The 4,235-nt window shown below is 36.5% G+C and carries 6 protein-coding genes; 1 reads left to right on the top strand and 5 read right to left on the bottom strand.

The genetic code is table 11. The features are described from left to right. Positions 1–372: 372 nt before the first annotated feature. The 5 genes from rplS to AB1422_17370 all read right to left on the bottom strand — a co-directional run bounded on the left by rplS (position 373) and on the right by AB1422_17370 (position 3,582). Complete coding sequence (gene rplS / locus AB1422_17390; protein ID MEW6621078.1) at positions 373–729, bottom strand: 50S ribosomal protein L19; 357 nt, start codon at positions 727–729, stop codon at positions 373–375. Positions 730–827: 98 nt separating this feature from the next. Next, positions 828–1,550 carry a tRNA (guanosine(37)-N1)-methyltransferase TrmD gene (trmD, locus tag AB1422_17385; GenBank protein MEW6621077.1) on the bottom strand — a complete coding sequence of 241 codons (723 nt, stop codon included), beginning with the start codon at positions 1,548–1,550 and terminating at the stop codon, positions 828–830. 16 nt (positions 1,551–1,566) lie between these two features. Beyond that, on the bottom strand, positions 1,567–1,797 hold the full coding sequence (locus AB1422_17380) for a KH domain-containing protein (GenBank protein MEW6621076.1): 231 nt from the start codon (positions 1,795–1,797) through the stop codon (positions 1,567–1,569). A gap of 5 nt (positions 1,798–1,802) precedes the next feature. Continuing rightward, positions 1,803–2,093 (bottom strand): 30S ribosomal protein S16, encoded by a 291-nt coding sequence (gene rpsP / locus AB1422_17375; protein MEW6621075.1) that lies wholly within the window; start codon positions 2,091–2,093, stop codon positions 1,803–1,805. 19 nt (positions 2,094–2,112) lie between these two features. Then, positions 2,113–3,582 (bottom strand): FapA family protein, encoded by a 1,470-nt coding sequence (locus AB1422_17370; protein MEW6621074.1) that lies wholly within the window; start codon positions 3,580–3,582, stop codon positions 2,113–2,115. Between the two features lie 337 nt (positions 3,583–3,919). Between AB1422_17370 and AB1422_17365 the strand changes: the two genes are divergently transcribed. After that, positions 3,920–4,090 (top strand): hypothetical protein, encoded by a 171-nt coding sequence (locus tag AB1422_17365; protein ID MEW6621073.1) that lies wholly within the window; start codon positions 3,920–3,922, stop codon positions 4,088–4,090. The last annotated feature ends 145 nt before the right edge of the window (positions 4,091–4,235 follow it).

The raw sequence follows: 4,235 nt of genomic DNA, 5'->3' as shown, positions 1-4,235 counted from the left end.
TGATTGTGGAAAACAACAAATTTCCATAAATTTCTATTAGTTTCTATTAATTTCAATTTTTTTAATAATATCTCCCTATCTCCTTAATCTCCACATCTCCTTTTGTTACACCACCTGAACGCTTACCCTTTTTTTAACCGCAAAGAACGCAAAGAAATCGACCGCAAAGAACGTAAAGATTAAAGGAGAAAAGAATCATAGAAAATTCACGAAACTCCAGATTACAAAACTTATTGTATTTTAAATAGTTTTGTAATAACTCAATAGTTTTCCTTCACCCAGGTCGACCTATTTCACAGGTCTAAAGATTTTGGTTAAGAAGCCGGTATAGAAGTCGGGTTAGGTGGTTGATGATTTAGGATGCAGAGTTCACTAATCTCTTTTCTCTTTTATCTTTGCTGTTTTTCCTTTTCTATCTCTTAAATAATACAGTTTAGCCCTGCGGACAATCCCTTGTTTTGTAATTGTAATTTTTTGGATAGAAGGGGAATAGACTGGAAAAGTTTTCTCTACGCCTATGCCATAAGAAATGCGTCTAATGGTAAAGTTTTTCCCAATACCTTTTCCTCGTTCTCTAATAACAGTCCCTTCAAAGTTCTGAACGCGGTGTTTTTCTCCCTCGACGATTTTGATACTTACCTTGACTGTATCTCCCGGGTTAAAACGGGGTATTTTTTTCTTTAATTCTGGTAAAGCATCTTCTGTAATTAACATTTCTTTAGTACTCATTTTTAATTTTAATCTCCTTTCTTTTGGAAGTAGAGAGTAGCAAGTAGAGAGTAGAGAGATTTTTTGTTTGACTTTTTATTCTCTCTACTCTCTTCTCTCTACCCTCTACTTCCTTGTATCTGTTGTAGTAACTTTTTATCCTCTACTGATAATATTGCTTTTTCTAAAAGGTCAGGTCTTTTAGTTAATGTTTTTAATAAAGCCTGTTTTTTTCGCCAGAGCCTGATTTTTTCATGATTACCCGAAAGTAACACTTCAGGGACTTTCAATCCCCTAAAGTTTTGTGGGCGAGTGTACTGGGGGTGAGCTAAAAGTTGGCAAGCAAAGGAATCCGAGTTTAAAGACTCAAGATTTCCCAGAACACCTGGAATAAGTCTGATGATAGCATCAATTATCACCAAACAAGGTATCTCACCCCCGGTCAGAATGTAATCTCCAATCGATATCTCTAAATCAACTATCTTCTCAACTATTCTCTCATCTACACCTTCATAATGTCCACAGATGAATATTAAATGGTTTTCTGCAGACAGAGTTTTTGCTATTTCCTGATTAAATACCTTCCCCTGTGGTGTAAGAAGAACAACTAACCCTGGTGCTAATGACTCAACTGTTTTAAAGACTGGTTCTGCTTTAATGACCATTCCCGGTCCGCCTCCATAAGGGGTATCATCTACAGTTAGGTGTTTATCATCAACAAAATCTCTCGGGTTATGTAAATCAATTTTTACTAACCCTTGAGTTTGTGCTCGCTGGATGATACTTGTTTTTAATGGACTATCAAAAAACTCCGGGAATAGTGTCAGAATATCAATTTTCAATTTGAACCTTTCTACCTTATTCCAGAATCTCTAACACTGCCCTTGTCATAGTCTTAGCCGCGGCCGCATTAATTACTATTCGGATGGCTTTAATGATTCTTCCTTGTTTCCCAATGACCTTACCAATGTCCTGCTGAGCTACTTTCAGCTCCAAAATAATTGTTTTTTCGCTTTTTACTTCGTTAACCTTAACCTCTTCTGGTTTATCCACTAATGATTTAACGATATACTCGACTAGCTCTTTCATTTTATTCATCCCTCCAATTTCTTTTTAGATTTAGTTTTTGTCTCATGAAATTTGCACATCACACCCATTTGCTTAAATAGTCTTTGCACAGTTAGACTTGGTTGAGCACCTTTGCTTAACCAATCTAATGCCCGTTCTTCATTGACGACTAATGGTTTATCCTTGAGTATTGGATGATAGTGTCCAATGATTTCGAGTGATTCACCATCTCGAGGGCATCTTGAGTCACACACTACAATTCTATATGCTGGAGCCTTTTTTGCACCAGTTCTGGTTAATCTTATTCTTACCGGCACTTAATCACCACCTTTCCTTTTATGATGAGGGTATTCTCCCTATTTCTCTTTCCCATGATTCAGGTTTTTTCCCTTCAGTTATCTTGGCTCTACTTACTGGTTCTTCATAATCTTGCTGTTCTATTTCGCCAAATTTTTCTACAAAGGAAACCTTTTTATAATCTGTTTTTAATAAAAGTGCTTTTGTCCGAATAACAAGTTTCACATTTGGATTTATTCGCTCAATTACCGCTACTTTTCCCCCCGGGTTATCCGCAATATGTTTCTTAATCTGATTTAATGCCTCAATACCCTTTTTCAGGCTTTCTTCAACTTCTTTACATTCTTTCAGACAACTAACCGCTTCTTCTTTTCTTCCTTGAGCCGCTAATATATTATATTTCAATCTTGTTTCTTTCAATTGGTCCTGTTCAATTTTTATCATTTCTTCTAAGGCGGTCATTTCTTGTCTTAGAGCTGGGTCTATTCCCACTTCGATTTCTGTCAGGGGTTCTGAAATCGAGCCAATATTTTTAGCATTTACTTCTTTGCCAGCACGGATTCTACCTCCGATAATAGTTCCTTTTTTCCCTTCGAGAACGATAACATTTCCGCCCGCATCCACATGACTATGGATAATAGAATCTGTGACAGTAACATCTCCTTTTACTTCTACTGTCGCATTTTCAATGAACTTACAAGTCAGATTGCCTTTTGAATAGATATAACTTCTTTTGCCACGAATTCCATATTTAACTTCAATATCTTTCTCTGCACGGATAGTGGCATTATCTACTCCACCATTAATAATCACATTTTCTTCTGATATAACTCTAAATCCCTCGCGGACATCACCATCAATCTCTACCGTCCCGATGAAGTGAATATTTCCCACATTCATATTCACATCACCTTTAAGTCGGTATATTGTTTCTACACCTATCTTTGCATCTTTCCAGACCACATAACCTTTAGCGGTAGAAATAAGGGTATAACCATTATCTCTAATTTCGGTATTTTGTCCAGCGGGTAATGGCATATCACTTCCATCGTGTGCCGGGACATCTTTACCCGTAACTGTTTTTCCTGGAGTTCCTTTTATCGAGGGATGTTTAGTGGCTAAAATTTCCCCTTTTCTTACATTTTCTATTAGTCCTAAATCCCGATAATCTACTCGGTCAGCCAGATCGGTTAACAATCTTGGCTTTAAACTCTTTGTAAATCTATGTTCAATTACTGCATCTTTGCCTTCTATTGGTGGTGTGCCTTCTGCAATTAGAATGGGTTCACCGATTATTTTCTCTTTGATGATTTGTGAGACAACTTCACCCTTTATCCCATAAACTACGCCGTTATTCCACAATTTATGCATAATCACATTCATATCTAATAAAGCCCCGTTTTCACCAAAGGAATTAACTTGTAAAGTTGCCTTCATCCCATCCGGGCTTATTTCTATTTCTAAATCCTCTTTTTTCTTTTTTTTAACTGCTGTTTGGGATTGGTCCATTCTTTTATCCCTTATTCTCTAACTTTTTTTGGGTAGTTTTTTAACACAGCCCCCCTTTTACGGACAATATCTAAAAGTAGCTAAAGGCTACTTGAGTTTTTGTCACTATTGGCAATGGTTGTTAGGTTGAAGGAGTAAGGTAAAAAAATAAACTCCCTTGTTCCTTGAACCTACTGTTTTACTTCACATGGGTAAATAATTACATTTTTTTAATTAAGTATTTATTAACTTTACCATAAAATTCTAATTTTGTCAAGAGGCTGACCGAGAATTTTTTAAAAATATCGTAACCGTTCACCGCAGAGACACAGAGACGCAGAGAAGAAAATTAAAATTTATGGACGAGGATGGATTAACAAATCTGGCTTGCCTGCTGAACATTCGGCAAGCAGGTCCTATGTATTTCAATGGCTGCACCAATAATCTTTTCTGTTATCTGATTTATTTCCATATCTTCTCTGTTCCTCTGCGTCTCTGCGGTAAATTACCACCTGAACGGTTACTCTAAATCTTTATCTTTTAAGTCACCACTTGCAATTTGCTTTTTAACCTGCGTAACAATTCTGCCTCATCTCGTATTTCTGACTTATCTATCTCGACACTGCTTAAAACATCAATATAAGCTCTGAGAATTGAGTTTTTAGTTATTCTTT

The organism is bacterium, from assembly GCA_040757115.1.
Taxonomy (GTDB): domain Bacteria; phylum UBA9089; class CG2-30-40-21; order CG2-30-40-21; family SBAY01; genus JBFLXS01.
This window is presented reverse-complemented; position numbering and strand designations above follow the sequence as displayed.

Excerpts from the sequence above, each read along its gene's own strand:
- rplS (MEW6621078.1), bottom strand. The coding sequence starts at position 729 with ATGAGTACTAAAGAAATGTTAATTACAGAAGATGCTTTACCAGAATTA.
- AB1422_17380 (MEW6621076.1), bottom strand. The coding sequence starts at position 1,797 with ATGAAAGAGCTAGTCGAGTATATCGTTAAATCATTAGTGGATAAACCA.
- AB1422_17370 (MEW6621074.1), bottom strand. The coding sequence starts at position 3,582 with ATGGACCAATCCCAAACAGCAGTTAAAAAAAAGAAAAAAGAGGATTTA.
- AB1422_17365 (MEW6621073.1), top strand. The coding sequence starts at position 3,920 with ATGGACGAGGATGGATTAACAAATCTGGCTTGCCTGCTGAACATTCGG.